This window comes from Thalassospira lucentensis MCCC 1A00383 = DSM 14000, from assembly GCF_000421265.1.
Lineage (GTDB): Bacteria > Pseudomonadota > Alphaproteobacteria > Rhodospirillales > Thalassospiraceae > Thalassospira > Thalassospira lucentensis.
In genome coordinates, this window is sequence record NZ_ATWN01000014.1 from 1 (window position 1) to 18,013 (window position 18,013).

At 53.0% G+C, this 18,013-nt stretch carries 18 protein-coding genes; 11 read left to right on the top strand and 7 right to left on the bottom strand.

Features of this window, described 5'->3' with window-relative positions; genetic code table 11:
- Positions 1-280: transposase (locus K355_RS0121650; protein WP_022734264.1), on the bottom strand; the 280-nt coding region annotated here is incomplete at its 3' end.
- Positions 281-574: 294 nt separating this feature from the next.
- Here K355_RS0121650 and K355_RS0121655 point away from each other — a divergent pair.
- Positions 575-754 (top strand): hypothetical protein, encoded by a 180-nt coding sequence (locus tag K355_RS0121655; protein WP_022734265.1) that lies wholly within the window; start codon positions 575-577, stop codon positions 752-754.
- A gap of 51 nt (positions 755-805) precedes the next feature.
- On the opposite strand, the gene K355_RS0121660 is transcribed toward K355_RS0121655, so the two are convergent.
- From K355_RS0121660 to K355_RS0121680, 5 genes are read right to left on the bottom strand one after another with little or no spacing between them, the layout of a single operon-like run.
- Positions 806-1,849, bottom strand: coding sequence for an L-idonate 5-dehydrogenase (locus tag K355_RS0121660; protein WP_022734266.1), 1,044 nt, complete (start codon positions 1,847-1,849; stop codon positions 806-808).
- Between the two features lie 8 nt (positions 1,850-1,857).
- Positions 1,858-3,132 carry a TRAP transporter large permease gene (locus tag K355_RS0121665; protein ID WP_022734267.1) on the bottom strand — a complete coding sequence of 425 codons (1,275 nt, stop codon included), beginning with the start codon at positions 3,130-3,132 and terminating at the stop codon, positions 1,858-1,860.
- Positions 3,129-3,638 (bottom strand): TRAP transporter small permease, encoded by a 510-nt coding sequence (locus K355_RS0121670; RefSeq protein ID WP_022734268.1) that lies wholly within the window; start codon positions 3,636-3,638, stop codon positions 3,129-3,131. Before K355_RS0121670 ends, K355_RS0121665 begins: the two co-directional genes overlap by 4 nt.
- Before the next feature lie 56 nt (positions 3,639-3,694).
- On the bottom strand, positions 3,695-4,672 hold the full coding sequence (locus K355_RS0121675) for a TRAP transporter substrate-binding protein (protein ID WP_022734269.1): 978 nt from the start codon (positions 4,670-4,672) through the stop codon (positions 3,695-3,697).
- 26 nt (positions 4,673-4,698) lie between these two features.
- Positions 4,699-5,409: a GntR family transcriptional regulator gene (locus K355_RS0121680; RefSeq protein ID WP_022734270.1), complete on the bottom strand. Its 711-nt coding sequence runs from the start codon at positions 5,407-5,409 to the stop codon at positions 4,699-4,701.
- A gap of 126 nt (positions 5,410-5,535) precedes the next feature.
- Between K355_RS0121680 and uxuA the strand changes: the two genes are divergently transcribed.
- Genes uxuA through K355_RS0121695 form a run of 3 tightly spaced genes read left to right on the top strand, consistent with a single transcriptional unit; the run spans position 5,536 to position 9,094 of the window.
- Positions 5,536-6,750, top strand: a complete 1,215-nt coding sequence (uxuA, locus tag K355_RS0121685) for a mannonate dehydratase (RefSeq protein WP_022734271.1) — start codon at positions 5,536-5,538, stop codon at positions 6,748-6,750.
- Complete coding sequence (locus tag K355_RS24720; RefSeq protein ID WP_022734272.1) at positions 6,747-8,201, top strand: mannitol dehydrogenase family protein; 1,455 nt, start codon at positions 6,747-6,749, stop codon at positions 8,199-8,201. Before uxuA ends, K355_RS24720 begins: the two co-directional genes overlap by 4 nt.
- Positions 8,198-9,094, top strand: coding sequence for a sugar kinase (locus K355_RS0121695; protein ID WP_022734273.1), 897 nt, complete (start codon positions 8,198-8,200; stop codon positions 9,092-9,094). The genes K355_RS24720 and K355_RS0121695 overlap by 4 nt, the downstream gene beginning before the upstream one ends.
- Before the next feature lie 229 nt (positions 9,095-9,323).
- Here K355_RS0121695 and K355_RS0121700 read toward each other — a convergent pair whose 3' ends face one another.
- Positions 9,324-10,346 (bottom strand): LacI family DNA-binding transcriptional regulator, encoded by a 1,023-nt coding sequence (locus K355_RS0121700; RefSeq protein ID WP_022734274.1) that lies wholly within the window; start codon positions 10,344-10,346, stop codon positions 9,324-9,326.
- A gap of 186 nt (positions 10,347-10,532) precedes the next feature.
- Here K355_RS0121700 and K355_RS0121705 point away from each other — a divergent pair, with 186 nt between their 5' ends.
- The 7 genes from K355_RS0121705 to K355_RS0121735 all read left to right on the top strand — a co-directional run bounded on the left by K355_RS0121705 (position 10,533) and on the right by K355_RS0121735 (position 17,774).
- Entirely contained in the window at positions 10,533-11,855 is a 1,323-nt protein-coding gene (locus K355_RS0121705) for an ABC transporter substrate-binding protein (RefSeq protein WP_022734275.1), read from the top strand.
- 128 nt (positions 11,856-11,983) lie between these two features.
- Complete coding sequence (locus K355_RS0121710) at positions 11,984-12,931, top strand: carbohydrate ABC transporter permease (RefSeq protein ID WP_022734276.1); 948 nt, start codon at positions 11,984-11,986, stop codon at positions 12,929-12,931.
- The gene (locus K355_RS0121715; RefSeq protein ID WP_022734277.1) at positions 12,928-13,866 is read left to right on the top strand and encodes a carbohydrate ABC transporter permease; all 939 of its coding nucleotides are present in this window, start codon (positions 12,928-12,930) and stop codon (positions 13,864-13,866) included. The genes K355_RS0121710 and K355_RS0121715 overlap by 4 nt, the downstream gene beginning before the upstream one ends.
- Positions 13,863-14,051, top strand: coding sequence for a hypothetical protein (locus tag K355_RS0121720; protein WP_022734278.1), 189 nt, complete (start codon positions 13,863-13,865; stop codon positions 14,049-14,051). The genes K355_RS0121715 and K355_RS0121720 overlap by 4 nt, the downstream gene beginning before the upstream one ends.
- A 3-nt stretch (positions 14,052-14,054) precedes the next feature.
- On the top strand, positions 14,055-15,152 hold the full coding sequence (locus K355_RS0121725) for an ABC transporter ATP-binding protein (RefSeq protein ID WP_022734279.1): 1,098 nt from the start codon (positions 14,055-14,057) through the stop codon (positions 15,150-15,152).
- Positions 15,145-16,140, top strand: a complete 996-nt coding sequence (locus K355_RS0121730; protein ID WP_022734280.1) for an ABC transporter ATP-binding protein — start codon at positions 15,145-15,147, stop codon at positions 16,138-16,140. Before K355_RS0121725 ends, K355_RS0121730 begins: the two co-directional genes overlap by 8 nt.
- A gap of 11 nt (positions 16,141-16,151) precedes the next feature.
- Positions 16,152-17,774: a dihydroxyacetone kinase subunit DhaK gene (locus K355_RS0121735; protein ID WP_022734281.1), complete on the top strand. Its 1,623-nt coding sequence runs from the start codon at positions 16,152-16,154 to the stop codon at positions 17,772-17,774.
- Positions 17,775-18,013: the final 239 nt, after the last annotated feature.

Consider the following 18,013-nt stretch of genomic DNA (forward strand, 5'->3'; position numbering starts at 1 on the left):
CGGAAATTTCCTCGGGCGTGCCCGCCAAGATGGCCGTCAACTCAGCAAACAGATATTGCCAGATGCCTTTTTGCGACCAGCGGTTATAACGATTGTAGACCGTGGTGGATGGACCGTAATCGGCAGGGCAATCTTGCCAACGACAGCCAGATTGAAGCACGTGAATGATCCCGCTGATGATGCGCCGATCATCTTCGCGCCGCCGACCCGCCGCACGGTATGGCAGATGCGGCTTAATCAGCGCCCATTGCTCGTCGGAAAGCCAGAATTGACCCTTCATGTTACGGAACTCCACATGTTGAGTTCCAGATCATTGAATCTGTTAAAGATTAATGAGTTCTAACCCTAGATGAATCAAACGGAAAGTACCTGCTGCTGAGGGTCGATTGCCGCTTAAGGTTCCTCGATTTACGGTCTTTCTTTGGTTCCGGCGAAAGGCAGCGCCAAGTTGACGGTAAACAATCCATATATAGATAGGAAGTGTCGCCTTTTGCGGCATTTTACATAGAAATAATAGAATATGATGAATAAAACTTGCTCGTGAAAGGGTTATCCCGATGAGGATGATGTCGTGATGGCCAATCGGACATTGAGGCCCGCCTATAATGCTGACGTATTGCCGATACTTGCGATGGTCCGTCATCGTTGCAATGGTGCGATTGATCCGGTTGTTACTTATCGTAACGCGGAGTATCGTGCACAGGTCGCGCAAATCCGACCCGCAAGCAAAGGCAGCGGTGGTGGAATCGTCTAGGAAATTTTCCAACATTTCATTGGTTGATACGTTATTGAGTATACTTGTACGTCAGCTTGCAAAAGATAGCTGAACCTTAACCGACTTGTTCCGGTCGCGGGCTATCTCAATGGCTTTCTGTGCGTCGGCCATGTCAAATGTCTCAGTGATAATTGGTTTTACATTTATGGCGCCGGTATTGATCAATTCAACGGCTTGGGCAAATTCGTGGTGAAAACGGAAACTGCCGGTAATAGTGATTTCCTTGGCAACGAGCGCGTTGAACGATACGGGCAACTCGCCAGCTACACCAACCTGCACAAGGATACCTTGCGGGCGCAGGGTCGATATCGCCGAGCCAAGTGCAGCAGGTGCTGCCGAGCATTCCAGACAGACATCGAAGTGCCCTTTGTTGGCCTCGTATGTTGTCATTGCGTCAGCGTCGCTTGCGACATTGATCGTATCCGTCGCGCCCATTTGTCGCGCAATATCAAGGGCAAAATCCTTCAAGTCCGTGACAACGATTTTGGCCGCACCAGCGCGTTTTGCTGCCGCGACACATAGGCTGCCGATTGGTCCTGCGCCGGTGACGAGCACTTTCTTGCCATGAAGGTCGCCAGCACGGGAAACTGCATGTAGGCAAACCGCCAGCGGCTCGGCACACGCGGCGTCGTTGAGATTAATTTCCGGGTTGAGCGGGATGCATTGACTGGCCGGAACATTTATCAGATCACGGAACAATCCCTGCATGTGGGGCATGGGCATCGCAGACCCGAAGAAGCGCATGTTCAAGCAATGCTGGTGTAGTTTTTCCGCGCAATATTGACACGTTCCGCAGGGGCGACTTGGATTGATTGCGACCTTTTGTCCGGGAATCAATCCAGATACGTCGGAACCTGTATCAAGGATTGTTCCGGCAGCCTCATGGCCGAGAATGATGGGTTCGCGCACCCTGATCAGACCAATGCCACCGTCAAAGTAATAATGCATATCCGAACCGCACACGCCGCCCGCACCAACGCGGACCAGTACGTCATTCTTTGCCGGACGCGCGACGGTTTCAGTTTCAATACGGAGATCATTTTGGCCGTAAAGTCGGCAAACGCGGGTTTGCATTGAAAAAATTACTCCATCAGAGACGGCAGCCAGGTCGACAGCGCCGGGATGTAGGAAACAAGGAATAGAATTAGGATGTTGGTCAGGAGAAACGGCATCAATGCCTTGATTACCGTGGTGACGGGAGCCTTGGCAATGTTCGCACAAATGAACATGCAGATGCCAACCGGTGGGGTCGTTAGGCCGATCATCAGGTTAAGAACGGCGAAAACGGCAAAATGGATCGGGTCGACACCAACATTGGTGGCGAGCGTCAAAAGGGGCACAAACAGAATGATCAGGGCGGCGATGGTTTCCATAAACATGCCGACTATCAGCAGGACCAGATTGATCAGCAAGATAACGACATATTTGTTATCGGTGATCGACAGTACCCCGTCCGAGATCATTTGGGGAATGCGTTCAGAAACAAGAATCCAGCCAAACACGTTCGCCAATCCAACAAGGGCGAGAATAGCCGCCGCCGTCACTGCGCTGTCGATGATGATTTTTGGAACCTTGCGTAAGGGAAGTTCACGGTAAATAAAACATCCAACAACAAAGGCGTAAATGCTGGCGATAACGGCTGTTTCTGTTGGGGTAGCGATCCCGCTGAGCAAGCCGCCAATGATCAGGCCGGTCATGGCCAGTGCCCAGAAGGCGCCGGTAAAGGATTGCGCAAGCTCGCCAACGCCTTGCCACGGCTGATGGGGGAACCCACGTTTGACGGCGATGATGTAACAGGTCACCATCATCGCAAGACCCATCAATAGGCCCGGAATAGCCCCGGCGATAAACATTTTTCCGACCGATATGCCCGAAAGTGCGCCAACAATGATCATTGGCATGCTCGGTGGAATGATGGGGCCAACGGTGGAAGAGGCGGCAGTAACTGCAGCAGAAAATGCAGGCGTATAGCCAGCGCGCACCATGCCCGGGATCATCATGCCACCAATTGATGCCGCATCTGCGACAGCGGTTCCCGAAATACCACCAAACAGCATGGATCCGGCGACGTTGGTCAGGCCAAGTCCACCGCGCATCCACCCCACCATGGCATTGGCAAACCTTACAATGCGTGGGGTAATCCCGCCGCTATTCATCAGGTTGCCCGCAAGGATAAAGCCCGGAATGCAAAGAAGGACAAACACATCCATCCCAGCGAACATCTTTTGCGGGATGACGACCAGAGGAATGCCTTCAAGCAAGAGATAGCAGAGCGAGGAAAGGCCAAGTGTTACAGCAACCGGAAGGCTGATAACAAGACCCAGGGCAAAAACACCAAGGAGAATAGCGAGGCTCATGGGACGTCCTTCGTCGTATCTTCAGGTCTTCCGTCTGATACGCCTGTGATGACACGTATCATCCGCAAAACGGCAAAAAGACCGAGCACAGCAAGAAGAATGAAAACGGTGGCATGAATAAAGTCCATTCGTACACCAAGCGCGGGAGAGGTTTGAAGAACGCCAATCGACACGAACATCCAGGCGGGTGACAGCAAGACAAGGCAAAAAGCAGCAGTCAATCCGGCAGAAAGAAACATCAACGCGCGTTGGACAGGCTTCGGCAGCATGTCGCATACAATGTCGACATTGACCAATTCACCATTGCGAAACGATAGTCCGACACCAAACGCTGCCATAAAGAGTAAGGCATGCCGGGTAAGTTCTTCGGTCCAGACAGGTGAACTCGACATAAAGGATCGAGAAAATACCTGTATCAGAACCGTGCCAATCAGAAGACCAAAGGCAGCACCTGTTCCGATCCGGCAAAGTGCAATGATGAATGCGTATAATCTGGCAGAAAACACGTTACTTCCCCGTCGGAAAAGGTTCGGTCGCGGCTAAGCGACCGAACCGGCCGAAATCATTTTGCGAAAAGGTTTTCGACAATCGGTCGGATTTCGTCGGACACATTTGCAAGAACAGCATCTTTTGCCTTCTGGGCAAAGGCCTGCGTGTCGACTTCAACAAAGGTCATGCCTTTGTCTTGCAGTTCCTGCGTTAAACGCTGTTCATCAGCAGAAAACAGTTCGCGTTCATAGGCTTGTGCACGTTTGGCTGCTTCCATCACGGCGTCCTTGTCGGTATCTGACAGCTTGCCCCAGGTGATTTCCGAAATGGTCAGATAGATCCACGAGCGGACGTGCTCGGTCTTGTTCACGAACTTCTGTACTTCATCGAAGCTTGCTGACTCAATCAGGGCCAGAGGGTTTTCCTGTGCGTCGATTGCGCCAGCCTGAAGCGAGGTAAAGACTTCGGAGAAGGCCATCGGTGTGGGTTGCGCGCCAAGTGATTTCCATACGTCAACGAAAAGCGGCACGTTTGGAACGCGTAGTTTCAGTCCGTTCAAATCATCAGGGTTCTTGATTTCGCGGTTCGATGTCAGATTACGCGGGCCGCGAGCAAAATACGCAATCGGGCGGATGCGTGCCTTTTCAATAATCTGCTGTTCAACCTTGTCACCGATTTCGCCGTTGGCAACCGCGTCCATATCCTCAAGTGTCGGATACGCATAGGGCACAGCAAGAAGTGCTGCCATCGGTGCCCAGTTCTGAAGGCTTTCGCCGGTAATTGTCATATCGACAGATCCCAGCTGCATGCCGTTGATCAGATCGATTTCCTTGCCGAGTGTTTCATTCGGGAAAACCTGAACTTCGATGCGGCCATCGGTAAGGGTCGAAAGTTCTTCGCCGAATTTAACCGCAGCTTTGTGCCAGGCATTCTGTTCGTTGGCGAGATGGCCAAGTTTAAGGGTCATTTCAGCCGCAATCGCAGAATTGCCCATTAACATGGCTGCTACACCGGCGATAATGAGTTTTTTGGTGGTTTTTATTGTAAGCATCTTTTCCTCCCTGTTTGGTTGATGCCTTAGAGTGACGGCGCAGGATTGGCGTCGTCAAAAAGCTCCGATCTGGAGCATGAAATGTCAGGCAGCGTATGCAGAATCTCACGAAGGTGTTCACGCATGGCGGCACTGGCTGTTTCGGGATCGCGTGATGAGATTGCCGAAACAATCTGGACATGCTGATCGATAATTTCGTCCATCGGAAACTGGAAGTAACTGAGGTAACGCACCCGATCGAGCTGTGCGCGAACATCCTCGACAATCTTCCACGCATATGTTTTTCCAGCCGCTTCTGCGAGGCAGCGATGAAAATCATGATCGAGTTTTAGGAAAGATTGCGCATCGCCTTTCATGACTTTTTTCTGATCAATGATCAGCTGTTCGAGACGGGTGAGAAAACGATCATTGGGTTCCTTTGCAACGAAGCGAGCAATATCTGCCTCGATTGCTTCTCGGACAAACCGTGCATCGAGAACCGCAGCCACCGAAATCTTGCGCACATAGGTACCCCGCTGGGGACGTACTTCCAGAAGGCCTTCGTCGGCGAGCTTGATAAAAGCTTCCCGTATAGGCTGGCGGCTGACATTAAAGTGCTTTGCAAGTTCGGCTTCTGACAGACGCACACCGGGCAGCAGGTCTGTGCACACAATCCGTTCGCGAATGATGCGGTGGATCTGTGGGCCGACGGCCAGATCATGTGTGATTTCCCAGTCGTTCTGTTCAGGATCGCCCATTAATCTCTCCTTGCTTTTCTGAGTCATGATGCATACTACCATACTAGTCAACAAAATTATGACATGATACTGTTTATACCCTTATAGTCGGTGTTTAAGACACCAAGCCAATACAGAGAGAGACCCATGAAACAAACTTGGAGATGGTTCGGTCCGAGCGATCTGGTCAGCATTGACGATATTTGCCAAGCTGGTGCGCATGGAGTTGTTTCCGCTCTGCATCATGTCCCAAGTGGTGCCGTCTGGACGCCAGCCGAGATTGCGAAACGTCACAGTGAAATCGCTGTCATGCAAGACGGCGCGTCTTCCGGTTTGACATGGGATGTGGTCGAAAGTCTTCCCGTTTCCGAAGCAATCAAACGTCAGGTTGGCCCATGGAAAGATCATATCGAGGTTTATAAACAAAGTCTTCGCAACCTTGCCGATTCCGGAATCCGTATCGTTTGTTACAACTTCATGCCGGTTCTTGACTGGACACGAACCCATCTGAATTGGCGTTTGTCAAACGGTGCGACCTGTATGCGGTTTGATTTGGCTGATTTTGTCGCCTTTGACTTGTTTATCCTCAAACGCGAAGGTGCGAGCGATGACTACCCTGTGGGGATTGTCGCAGATGCGCAACATCGGTTTACCGCGATGTCAGGTGATCGTCGGGCCGAACTTGAACGTACGGTTGCCTTTGGGTTGCCCGGTTCGGTCGAAAATCTGTCGTTGGATGACTTGCGCGCGCTGCTTGCAACCTATGCCGATATTGATGCCGATCTTCTTCGTCGCAATCTGGTGGCGTTCTTGGAGGAAGTCGTGCCGGTTGCACGCGAAGTCGGCATTCGCATGTGCTGCCATCCCGATGATCCGCCCTTTGCACTTTTGGGCTTGCCGCGCATCATGTCGACCGAGGCCGATTATGCGCTCATCATGCAGGCGATTGATCTGCCCGAAAATGGCATAACGCTCTGTTCTGGGTCTCTTGGCGTCCATCCGGAAAATGACTTGCCGGGCATGATGAAACGTCTGGGCGACCGTGTTCATTTCATTCATCTGCGCAATACCAAACGCGAAAGTGACGGATTGCCATGCAGTTTCCATGAGGCGGAGCATCTGGACGGTGACACCGATATGGTCGCATTGATCGAGCAGGTTTTGCTCGAAGAAGCGCGTCGTAAGGCCGCCGGTCGCGCTGACTGGAATATCCCGATGCGCCCGGACCACGGTCACGACATTCTCGATGACTTGAATAAACAAGGACAGCCGGGCTATCCCGCGATTGGCCGCCTCAAAGGTCTGGCGGAGCTGCGCGGCGTGATCAAAGCCCTTTCGCACCGTTTGGAGGCGACAGAATGACAGTATCGGCCATGCCTGAGGCACAAAACCGTCAAAAAGCAGGGCGCCCCGGCATCGTTCATATCGGGATTGGCGCGTTTCATCGGGCCCATCAGGCGGTCTATACCGATGCGGCGATGAAGGCTCAAGGCGGTGATTGGCAGATCATCGGTGTCAGTTTGCGCAGCACCGATATTGTTGACGCACTTAATGCGCAAAACGGTGAATTCACGGTCGTCGAACGCCATTCTGACGGGCCCAAAGCATACCGGATCACCAGCATGTCGGAGGCACTTGCCGCAGCCCGTGATATTCAACCCGTCCTTGATGCGCTTGCCGACCCGGCCATTCGGATCATTACAATAACGGTAACCGAAAAGGCCTATGGCATAGATCGGGTTTCAGGGCGGGTCGTTCCCGAGCATCCGTCGATTAAGTATGATCTTGCAAGTCCTCGCCAACCCGCAGGCCTTCTGGGGCTGCTGGTTGAAGGATTGCGATTGCGAAAGCAGGCTGGTCTTCCGCCGTTTACGGTTGTTTCGTGCGATAATCTGCCGTCAAACGGTGTCCTGTTGCGCACCGGCGTAATTGATTTCGCAAAGCGCATTGATAAAGAGCTCGCAGAGTGGATCGCGCAAACGGTTTCTTTCCCGTCAACGATGGTCGATCGGATCACCCCGGCGTCAACCGCGGCAACATATGCGGATGCAAAGCTTCTTTTGGGCTTCGAAGACCCGGCTGCGGTCGAGACGGAGCCGTTTTCGCAATGGGTGATCGAGGACGATTTTCCAAACGGCAGACCAGCCTGGGAGGCCGGCGGTGCGGTGATGGTGGATGATGTTGAGCCCTACGAACGTATGAAGCTGCGTATGCTCAACGGCAGTCATTCTCTCATTGCTTATATGGGGCAACTTGGCGGATATCGCTATGTCCGCGATGTCATGGCTGATGCGGGATTATCTCGGCTAATTGTTCGGCATATGGAAAACGCGGCGGCAACTATGCAGCCTTTGGCGGGGATTGATTTTACCCAATATGCTGAAGATCTTTTGGCGCGGTTCCGCAACCCTGAAATCGCCCATGAAATCCGCCAGATTGCGATGGATGGCACCGAAAAGCTGCCCCAGCGCATTTTTGCCCCCGCGTGTGACCTGCCGCGCGGCAGTGTAGAACTGGGCACCTTTGCTTTATGCTTTGCCGCATGGATGGCGGTTGCGCGTCAACACCTCAATGAGGTTGAACCAAGCACAGCAGCAGAAATTCTAAACGATCCGCGTGCCGATGAAATCATTCACGCACTGGGAAATAATCAGGATACGGCATCGATTTACGATCGCCTCGCGATGCTGCCCGACTGGATGCCCAAGCAGCTTCTATCCGATCCGTTATGGCGTGATGGTGTGATTGCGCGTTTATCTGTGTTGCTGTCTGACGGTGTGGCTGAGGCCATCGGGCACGAGCTTAAACCATGACACCACACCATTTCGTCGCCATTGGCGAATGCATGATCGAGATGTCGGGGGGTGCAGGTGACCAATGGAAGTTGGGCATTGCGGGCGATACGCTGAACACCGCATGGCATTTCCGCAATGCGACGCCGGCGGATGATTGGCATATACGCTATGTCACAGCACTTGGGGGTGATCGATATTCTGATCGGATTGCACAGTTTATTTCGGATGCCGGGATTGACACCAGGGCCATTCGGCGACTGTCTGGCAAGCGACCGGGATTGTATCTTATTGATCAGGAAGGTGGCGACCGTGTCTTTACCTATTGGCGCGAGAACTCGGCTGCCCGCAACATGGCCGACGACCTGACCGCTTTGGCGTCTGCGTTAAATGGTGCAGATGTTTTGTATCTGTCGGGGATAACGCTCGCAATTTTGGCTCCGGAAAGGCGTGCGGCCTTTATCGATTTGCTTAAGCCGTTGTCGGAACGTACCCGTATTGCGTTCGATCCCAATATTCGTCCCGCCCTTTGGGAGAGTGAGGAAGCTTGCAAAGCCGCGATATCAAGCGTTGCGGCAATGTCCGAATTTATCCTGCCAAGTTTCGACGACGAAGCCGCCCTGTTTGGCGATCATTCACCAGAAGAAACTGTTGCGAGATATCGCGACCTTGGAGTGCGCGAGGTCGTCGTCAAAAACGCCGGCAACCCTTGCACATTTTTAAGCGAGGATCAGGTGAAAACCATTGCCACACCTCAGGTGTCAAAGATTGTCGATGCAACTGGGGCGGGCGATTCTTTTAATGCGGCATTTTTGGCGACGCGACTTTCCGGTATGGGTTGTGTCGATGCAATCCGGGCCGGGCAGGCATTATCCGCCAAGGTCATCCAAACCCACGGCGCGTTGGTAGTCTGAGTATGAAAATACGGGTGCACTCAGTACGAATCAACAACGCCTTTGCCCTCAACTGCGGCGCATGTGAGATTGTTCCGCGTCATTCAAGTGGTAGGTTTGTCAAACTGTTCGCATTCTCGAGTCATGTGCGATCCGCAGGATATCCTGGTTAGCTGAGCCCGGATCGTGCATGACTTTTGCTATAGACCAGCTTCGTCAGAGCATTACCGTGTTTGGTGCTGCAATGGCCTCACAGGTTTTCCGCGATGAGGATTTCTATTCGGATGCGTTCTTGGGACGCCAGTGTCTCGCGGTTTTCGCATTGAGCTCTGAGTGTTCGCACGGCACTGCGGATGATGTGTCCCGGGTCTTGGTTAATCAGTGCATCAAGGGTCTTTGCCCGAAGTGCGTGTTCTGTTGACGGTGTGCGTTCATGGGCGATGGTGATGATTTTTTCTTCACCGCAGAGATTTTGCGCAAGGTCGATCGCAACGCGTGCTTCGGACCCCATGATATACAGCCCGACAATATCCTGATGGGCTGCAAAGGCGTTTGCCAAAACAAGTCGGGTTCTTTCTGCTGTCCCGTGTGTTTCAAGCGTCGGCAGGGCATCAAATTGCGGATATTCGCGGCTCATCACCTTATCAAAACCAAGGCGTCGCTCAAGGCTGTCGCGTGATTGCATGGTTTCCGCAAGAACCAGAATTGAACCCGTGGTATGGCCAAGGAACCGCGCCATCAGGCGCCCGGCGGTTGCACCTGCGGCAATGTTATCTATGCCAACAAACGGCTGACTGCCTTCTTCTTGCTGGTTGGATATGAAGGCCACGGTCTGTATGCCCCGTTCCCTCATGCGATAAAGCGCATCGCGAATCTGCGGGGTTTCCGGGGCCATAATGGCGATGCCATCATAATCCTCTGCTGATAATCGCGACAGGGTTTTGGCTGCGCGATGCGGATCATGGTCATCAATACGGACAACCTTGGTCGCGATCATTTCCGCCCGGCTGGCCTGATCAAATTCCGATATGTGCTTGATAATCACATCCAGAAATTCATCGCCCGTTCGGGGCAGGACAAAGCCGAAACGATATCCTTTTTGGCGGGCCAGGGTGGCGGCGACCTGATTTCTTTGAAAGCCAGTGCGTTCAATCGCCTCGTTGACGGCATCGACTGTTTTCTGTCGTACACCGGAACGTCCGTTGAGTACCCGATCTATGGTTGCAAGGCTGACGCCAGCCGCCTTGGCAAGGTCTTTGGTGGTCGGTCTCATTGGTTATTCAGGCCTAAATCGCTTGGGTTTTCTTAGGTTACTTTCAACTATTTGGCGCGTGACTGCAAGAAATTTGAGGTGCGTAACTCAGAAAATACTCTTTTTGAGGTGCGTACCTCAAAAACTTGTGGTAGAAGTGCTTCCGTGGCTGGGAAGCCGCGACGTTTCAAAGGGAGGAAAAATAAAATGAAGTCGAAACATTTGATGACGGTAGTGGCCTCGGCAATCGTTGCCGGTTCGCTTCCGAATGCGGCAGCCGCAGAAGATTTAACACTGTGCTGGGCAGCTTGGGACCCAGCGAATGCCTTGGTCGAACTTTCCAAAGACTTCGAAACCAAAAGCGGTCACAGCGTGAGCTTTGAGTTCGTCCCATGGACGTCCTTTGCTGATCGCATGCTCAATGAGCTAAACTCCGCCGGTCAGTTATGTGACCTTATGATTGGCGACAGCCAGTGGATTGGCGGCGGTGCCGAGAACGGTCACTATGTGAAGTTGAATGACTTTTTCGATGCCAATGGCATCGACATGGGCGATTTTATTCCGGCAACTGTGACCGGTTACGCTGAATGGCCAAAGAATACACCAAATTACTACGCGCTTCCGGCCTTTGGCGATGTGGTCGGTTGGACGTATCGTAAGGATTGGTTTGAGCGCCCGGAAATTCGCGAAGCTTTCAAGGCAAAGTATGGTCGCGAACTCGGCGAGCCGGCAACGCTTGAGGAACTAAAGGATATCGCGCAATTCTTCCAGGGACGTGACATTGATGGCACGACCGTCTATGGGGCTGCTATCTATACCGAGCGCGGGTCTGAAGGCATCACCATGGGGGTGACGAATGCGCTCTATAACTATGGTTTTCAGTATGAAAACCCTGACAAGCCCTATGATCTTGACGGTTTTGTGAATTCCAAAGGTGCTGCAGAAGGTCTGGAGTTTTACAAGGAGCTCTATGATACCGCGACGCCTCCGGGATCATCAAACTGGTACATGAGCGAAAATATTGATGCCTATAAATCCGGGCAGGTTGCGCTTCAGATGAACTTTGCCTTCATCTGGCCGGGCGTTGAAGCCGACCCTAACGTTGGCGGCGGTAAGTCGGGATACTTCCCGAACCCAGCCGGTCCCGCCGGGCAGTTTGCCCAGCTTGGCGGACAGGGAATTTCGGTTGTTGCGTATTCTGAAAAGCAGGAAGCCGCACTGGAATACATCAAGTGGTTCGCACAGCCTGAAATTCAGGCACGCTGGTGGGAACTTGGCGGGTATTCCGCACTGCGTGAGGTGGTCGAGGATCCGGGCTTTGCCGATAGCCAGCCCTACGCACAGACCTTCCTTGATAGCATGGCCATCGTGAAGGATTTTTGGGCTGAACCGGCCTATGCCGATCTGCTTTTGTCGATGCAAGAACGCATCCACAATTATGTGGTTGCGGGTCAGGGTACCGCACAGGAAGCACTTGACGGTCTGGTGGAAGATTGGACAGAGGTCTTTGAAGACGAAGGCAAGCTCTAAGCCTTTATCACTGTCAGAAATGACTGGCTCTGAACCGACCCCGTCCATGCTGTAATGGATGGTCGGGGTCAACCTTCCGACCGAGTGAAGACCGCGTGGCATCTGCCGCACGGCTAAGGGCGTCAATAATGAAGAATATTCCGATCGAAAAGATCGCCGCGGCTACGCCGGAAACCGTAGCCCAACGCATTCGGGGTCTGTCTGACCGAAGTATTGCGTGGATTTTCGTGGCACCAACGATCTTCCTGTTGCTGGCGATCAACATTTTCCCATTGATCTGGACCATCTGGCTGAGCTTTACAAACAGCCGGGTAAACCGTCCTAACCGGGATGTTGAGTGGGTTGGCTTGCGTAATTACGAACGCATTCTGTCAGACTCCGATATCTGGAACACGATGCAGGCAACAGCGCATTTCCTGATCTGGACCATCGTTTTGCAGGTTCTGATCGGGTTTTTCCTCGCGTTCCTGATTAACAAGAAATTCCGGGGGAATGATCTTTGGACGACGATTATCGTCTTCCCAATGATGTTGTCACCCGCTGTTGTCGGCAATTTCTGGACCTTTCTCTATCAGCCGCAAATTGGCCTGTTTAATTACGTGATTGCCTTCTTTACCGGGGTGGACCCGGCGAGCTTTTCGATGATCGGCGATGTGAATTTGGCACCTTGGGCGATTGTCATTGCCGACACCTGGATGTGGACGCCGTTCGTAATGTTGATCTGTCTGGCCGGGCTGCGATCCATTCCAAACAGCATCTATGAGGCTGCAGAATGTGATCGTGCGTCCAAGTGGCGGCAGTTCTGGACGATCACCATTCCCATGGTTTTACCGTTCCTGATGTTGGCCGTTTTGTTCCGCGGGATTGAGAACTTCAAGATGTTTGATCTTGTCGTTCAACTGACCGGAGGGGGGCCGGGAAACACGACAACACTCACGTCAATCGACTTGAAACGTGAAGCGTTCGAGAAATGGCGAACCGGATATTCGTCGGCCTATGCCGTCATCCTTTTTGTCACCGTCTTCGGCCTTGCATCAATCTACGTCAAAGCCCTGAACAAGGTAAAAGAAAGATGAGTTTTTCGATTACAGAACCAAAAAAGGGGACCAAGTGGTTCGCCGGGGTCCTTGTTGTTGGCTATGCGTTGATTACCATTGCACCGCTGCTTTGGATCATCGCAACCGGGTTCAAATCCCCGACCGATTCCATTTCTTATCCGCCTAAAGTTATTTTTGATCCGTCGCTTGAAGGATACGTCAATCTTTTCACCGATCGTACCCGCGCAACGGACGACATGCTTGAAGCCAAGGGGGAGCCGCAAACCTGGTACGAGCAAATCGCACGTGATCAGGGGACCATCATCAGCGGCCCGTCACGCTATGGCGAGCGTTTCCTGAACTCGATCATCATCGGTTTTGGGTCGACCGCACTTTGTATGGTGCTGGGCACGGCAGCGGCATATGCCTTTAGCCGTTTTCGCGTGCCGCTCAAGGATGACTTGCTGTTCTTCATCCTGTCGACCCGCATGATGCCGCCCATTGCGGTGGCCATTCCGATCTTTCTGATGTTTCGCAATCTTGGACTTAACGATACGCATCTGGGGATGATCCTGCTGTATACCGCAGTTAACCTGTCGCTGTCGGTCTGGTTGCTTAAGGGCTTCATCGATGAAATTCCGGTGGAGTACGAAGAAGCCGCTCTGATTGATGGCTACACGCGGTTTCAGGCCTTTTACAAAGTGGTCCTGCCGCAGGCGGCAACGGGTATCGCATCGACCGCGATCTTTTGTCTGATCTTTGCGTGGAACGAATATGCCTTCGCCGTCTTGCTGACATCGGGCACAGCACAAACCGCACCGCCGTTTATTCCAACGATCATCGGGGTCGGGGGTAAGGATTGGCCCGCTGTCGCGGCGGGTGCGACGATCTTCCTCGTGCCGGTTATGGTCTTTACCATCTTGCTACGTAAACATTTGCTGCGCGGGATCACATTTGGAGCAGTACGCAAATGAGTGATTTCATCAACGGACTGTTGCGGCTGCGCCGTGGCCCATGGGAGATGGTGGCATCAGCCCTTATTGCCTTGGGTGTCGTCATGCTGATGCAGCCCTTTGCCATCACGCTCTATACCTATTCGTTCATCACCACGCTGACAGGAACAGTCATGTTCATCGTTGTCAGCCACTTCCCGGAGTGACCCATGGCACAGATTAGAATTGAAAACGTGCGCAAGGAATTCGGGCCGTTTACCGCTGTTCAGTCGTCAAGTTTCACCATTGAAGATGGTGAGTTCTTTATGCTGTTGGGGCCGTCGGGTTGTGGCAAGACCACGACCCTTCGGATGATGGCCGGGCTTGACCTGCCGACCAGTGGACAGATCTATATTGACGGTGAGGAAGTTGGTCAGAAGCCAGCCAGTCAGCGCGATATTGCTTTTGTTTTTCAGATGTTTGCGCTTTATCCGCACATGAATGTCCGTGGCAACATCAGCTACCCGCTGAAAAGTCAGGGAATGAAATCATCTGCGGTGAAAAAGCAGGTCGAAGAGGTCGCTGAAATCCTTGGCATTACCGATATCCTTGATCGGCCTGTTGGCGGATTGTCGGGTGGTGATCGTCAGCGTGTTGCCCTTGGTCGCGCAATTGTACGGGATCCGAAGGCGTTCTTTATGGATGAACCGCTTGGCGCTCTTGATGCCGAATTTCGCGAACATATGTCCGAAGAACTGCGTGCCTTACATGACAGAATGGGGGCGACCACTGTTTACGTCACCCATGACCAACTCGAAGCCATGCAGATGGGTGACAAGATTGTTGTGATGAACCATGGTGTGGTCGAACAGTTTGGTGTTCCGCAAGATATCTATGACTGGCCTGCGACCAAGTTTGTTGCCCAATTCATCGGGTCTCCTCCGATGAATTTCCTTGATTTTGACGGGATGATTGGCACAGGCGGAACTGAGGTGCGGCTAAATGATGTGATCTTGCCGGTCCCCAAAAGTATCGAAGGTGCCAATGGCAAGCTGACCTTTGGTATCCGTCCCGAGCATGTGACGCTTGATGACAGTGCCGCCTATCGTGGCCGGGTCATTGCGACGGAATATCTTGGCACGACCCAGATCGTTACCTTTGATACGCCCAATGGCCTTCTTAAGGCCAGAGTTGCAAGTCACGAAGTGATCAATACCGGACAGGCAATTGGACTTCGGTTTGATCCCCGTACGATCACGTTGTTTGATGCCACACACGGCGGCGCATTGCGTTCAGAGGCAAATGAAGGGGTGCTAAACCATGGCTGAGGTAACTTTGGCGGGTATTGCCAAAAACTTTGGGTCGGACGTCGCACTTGACGATGTCACGATGACGATCCCTGATGGTTCCTTCGTGGTGCTTTTAGGACCCACAGGGGCTGGTAAAACCACAACTTTGCGGATGGTTTCAGGCCTTGATAAGCCTGATCGTGGCCAGATTTGTATTGATGGGCGCGACATGGCCGGTTTAACCCCGGCCCAGCGAAACGTCGCGATGGTTTTTCAGCAATACTCGCTGTATCCACATATAACTGTGCGCCAGAATCTGGAATTTCCATTGAAATCTCCGATCCTGAAAACACCAAAAGATGTGATCGATCAAAAGGTTGGAGAAATCGCAGAGATCTTGCAGATTTCTCACAAACTCGATAACAAGGCGACCGAGCTTTCGGGAGGGGAAATGCAGCGCGTTTCCATCGGGCGCGCATTGGTGCGCAGACCGTCAGTCTATTTGATGGATGAGCCGCTAAGCTCGCTCGATGCCAAGTTGCGAGCAGACCTTCGGGTTGAGTTGAAATCCATTCAGGCTGACTCGGGGGCAACGCTTCTGTATGTCACGCATGATCAGATCGAGGCCATGACCATGGCAACTCATGTCGGGGTTCTGGACAAGGGACGTCTGGTTCAGTTTGGCTCGCCACGTGAAATTTATGAAGACCCGGTCAGCATCTATGCTGCCAGTCGTTTGGGGCTGCCGCGGATCAATGTGTTGCCGGCGGACGTTTTTGTGGGGGCACCTGAGGGGGCCAACCAAATCGGGCTGCGTCCCGAACAAATCATGCAGGGCGAGGGTGAGGATAGTTTCGTGCAAAGGGTTGAGCATTTGGGCGATCAGACGCGCCTGCATCTGAACTTCAAGTCGCATGACATCATCACTGTTACCGATGCACATACCGAGCTTAGAACGGGCGACATCGTAAAGATCCGCCCCAATAAACCATTCTACTTTGGCGCCGATGGCGCTCGGGTGGCCTGACGGAGAAGACCATGGCTCAATTCATAAACAACAAAGACGCAACCGTTACCGAGGCCATCGACGGCGTAATCAAAGCTTCTGGCGGTAAGCTGGCAAGGATTGACGGCTATCCGCACATTCGTGTTGTGGTTCGTAACGATTGGGATAAATCCAAAGTGGCGCTTGTTTCCGGTGGTGGATCGGGACACGAACCGGCACATGCCGGGTTTGTCGGGGCGGGGATGTTGACCGCAGCCGTGTGCGGCGATGTCTTTGCATCACCATCGGTTGACGCGGTTCTTGCCGGGATTCTGTCAGTCACGGGACCGGCAGGATGCTTGCTGATTGTCAAAAACTATACGGGTGACCGGTTGAATTTCGGACTGGCCGCCGAACGTGCGCGTGCGTTTGGGCTTAAGGTCAGCATTGTTATTGTCGATGATGACATTGCGCTGCCCGACCTGCCGCAGCCGCGCGGTCTTGCGGGTACGCTTTTTGTTCATAAAATCGCGGGTGCGATGGCCGAAAGCGGTGCGTCGCTTGAGGATATCACGACGACGGCCGAACGCGTGATTGACGGCACAAAGTCGATTGGCATGTCGCTTGACACCTGTACGGTGCCGGGATCACCAAAGGAAAACCGCATTGGTGCGGGTAAGGCCGAGTTGGGGCTTGGCATCCATGGTGAAGCAGGTGCGCAGCAGATCGATTATCACAACGCAGAACAGGCGATGGCGGCGGTGACGGCCAAGCTTGCCGCAGTGATGGAAAACAAACCGCATGTGGTGTTGCTCAACAATCTTGGTGGAACATCTGTGCTTGAGATGGCGATCCTGACAAACGATTTGACCAAATCGTCTATCGCCAAGAACCTGAAGATGATTGTTGGACCTGCAGCGATGATGACATCTCTCGATATGCGCGGGTTCTCGGTCTCGGTCTATCCGCTGAGTGCGGAGGACCATGCATGGCTATCGGCCCCATGTGCGCCATCGGCTTGGCCGGGGTGTACACCAATTAAGCCGGTCAGCATCATCGAACTTCCTGATGGATTGACGCCGATCCAGCCGATTCCGTCCGAGCATGCACAAACGGCGGCCTTTCTGACCAAGTGCTGCCAAATCCTGATCAACGCCGAAGTTGACCTAAACGGGCTTGATGCCAAGTCAGGCGACGGTGATACGGGTTCGACATTGGCCGGGGCGGCGCGTGCTTTGATCGGCGCACTCGACCGTCTTCCGCTGGCCGACCACACCCAGCTTTTGCGTGCGATCGGGCAGGAACTTAGCCAGACAATGGGCGGGTCTTCCGGTGTTCTTCTCGCCATTTTCTTTACAGCGGCAGGCGACGCGGCATCAAGCGGCCGGGCCATGGTTGCTGCCCTTAAGGACGGACTTGAACGCATGCAGCAGATCGGCGGTGCGCAATTGGGGGATCGGACCATGGTCGATGCCTTGAAACCGGCACTCGACGCACTAGAGACAAATGGCATGGCGGATGCTGCCAGTGCTGCGCGCAAAGGGGCGGTGCATACCTCAACCATCGTTAAGGCCAAGGCAGGACGCGCATCCTATATCAATGCGGAACAGCTCGAAGGGCATATCGATCCGGGTGCCGAAGCTGTTGCCCGGTTGTTCGAACAACTGAGCGATTAGATGCCTTAGTGGTTTATCGGCAGACACTGTGCTTCAGTGGCATTTCAGTCACTTTTTGGAACTTCCCGGAGGAATGTTCCACGGGAGAATGATCAGATCTTGGTCATCTTACGCGGTAACGTTATCCGAACATACGGTTATGTTTTTACGCCCAATTAGCTGTTTGACGTCGAGGATTGATACAAAATTAGGTTCTTTGGGAAGTAGGAGATTGACCGAGCTAGGACTTGAGATCGCGT

What these genes read in the sequence shown, in the direction of transcription:
- K355_RS0121655 (WP_022734265.1), top strand. Translation starts at nt 575, where the DNA reads ATGGCCAATCGGACATTGAGGCCCGCCTATAATGCTGACGTATTGCCG.
- K355_RS0121660 (WP_022734266.1), bottom strand. Translation starts at nt 1,849, where the DNA reads ATGCAAACCCGCGTTTGCCGACTTTACGGCCAAAATGATCTCCGTATT.
- K355_RS0121665 (WP_022734267.1), bottom strand. Translation starts at nt 3,132, where the DNA reads ATGAGCCTCGCTATTCTCCTTGGTGTTTTTGCCCTGGGTCTTGTTATC.
- K355_RS0121675 (WP_022734269.1), bottom strand. Translation starts at nt 4,672, where the DNA reads ATGCTTACAATAAAAACCACCAAAAAACTCATTATCGCCGGTGTAGCA.
- K355_RS0121680 (WP_022734270.1), bottom strand. Translation starts at nt 5,409, where the DNA reads ATGGGCGATCCTGAACAGAACGACTGGGAAATCACACATGATCTGGCC.
- uxuA (WP_022734271.1), top strand. Translation starts at nt 5,536, where the DNA reads ATGAAACAAACTTGGAGATGGTTCGGTCCGAGCGATCTGGTCAGCATT.
- K355_RS24720 (WP_022734272.1), top strand. Translation starts at nt 6,747, where the DNA reads ATGACAGTATCGGCCATGCCTGAGGCACAAAACCGTCAAAAAGCAGGG.
- K355_RS0121695 (WP_022734273.1), top strand. Translation starts at nt 8,198, where the DNA reads ATGACACCACACCATTTCGTCGCCATTGGCGAATGCATGATCGAGATG.
- K355_RS0121700 (WP_022734274.1), bottom strand. Translation starts at nt 10,346, where the DNA reads ATGAGACCGACCACCAAAGACCTTGCCAAGGCGGCTGGCGTCAGCCTT.
- K355_RS0121705 (WP_022734275.1), top strand. Translation starts at nt 10,533, where the DNA reads ATGAAGTCGAAACATTTGATGACGGTAGTGGCCTCGGCAATCGTTGCC.
- K355_RS0121710 (WP_022734276.1), top strand. Translation starts at nt 11,984, where the DNA reads ATGAAGAATATTCCGATCGAAAAGATCGCCGCGGCTACGCCGGAAACC.
- K355_RS0121715 (WP_022734277.1), top strand. Translation starts at nt 12,928, where the DNA reads ATGAGTTTTTCGATTACAGAACCAAAAAAGGGGACCAAGTGGTTCGCC.
- K355_RS0121720 (WP_022734278.1), top strand. Translation starts at nt 13,863, where the DNA reads ATGAGTGATTTCATCAACGGACTGTTGCGGCTGCGCCGTGGCCCATGG.
- K355_RS0121725 (WP_022734279.1), top strand. Translation starts at nt 14,055, where the DNA reads ATGGCACAGATTAGAATTGAAAACGTGCGCAAGGAATTCGGGCCGTTT.
- K355_RS0121730 (WP_022734280.1), top strand. Translation starts at nt 15,145, where the DNA reads ATGGCTGAGGTAACTTTGGCGGGTATTGCCAAAAACTTTGGGTCGGAC.
- K355_RS0121735 (WP_022734281.1), top strand. Translation starts at nt 16,152, where the DNA reads ATGGCTCAATTCATAAACAACAAAGACGCAACCGTTACCGAGGCCATC.